Annotated in this window: 1 protein-coding gene; it reads left to right on the forward strand. The window is 71.8% G+C overall.

Features of this window, described 5'->3' with window-relative positions; genetic code table 11:
* Positions 1-255, forward strand: a 255-nt coding sequence (locus SB753_RS39170; RefSeq protein WP_410805432.1) for an ABC transporter permease subunit, incomplete at both ends; no start/stop codon positions are given.

The raw sequence follows: 255 nt of genomic DNA on the forward strand, positions 1-255 counted from the left end.
GCGCGCCCATCGACATTCTCAATCGCGCCGCGCCGCTCGTGATCGTGTCGCTCGGCATGACGCTCGTGATCGCGACGCGCGGCATCGACATTTCCGTCGGCGCGATCGTCGCGATTGCGGGCGCGGCGGCCGCCGTCGTACTCGCCGACGATCCGACGCGCGTCGGCACCGCGCTCGGCGCGGCGCTCGCCGTGGGCGTGCTGGCGGGCATCTGGAACGGCATGCTGGTCGCGTTCGTCGGCATGCAGCCGATCA

This window comes from Paraburkholderia sp. SIMBA_053 (genome assembly GCF_046534895.1).
GTDB lineage: Bacteria > Pseudomonadota > Gammaproteobacteria > Burkholderiales > Burkholderiaceae > Paraburkholderia > Paraburkholderia caledonica.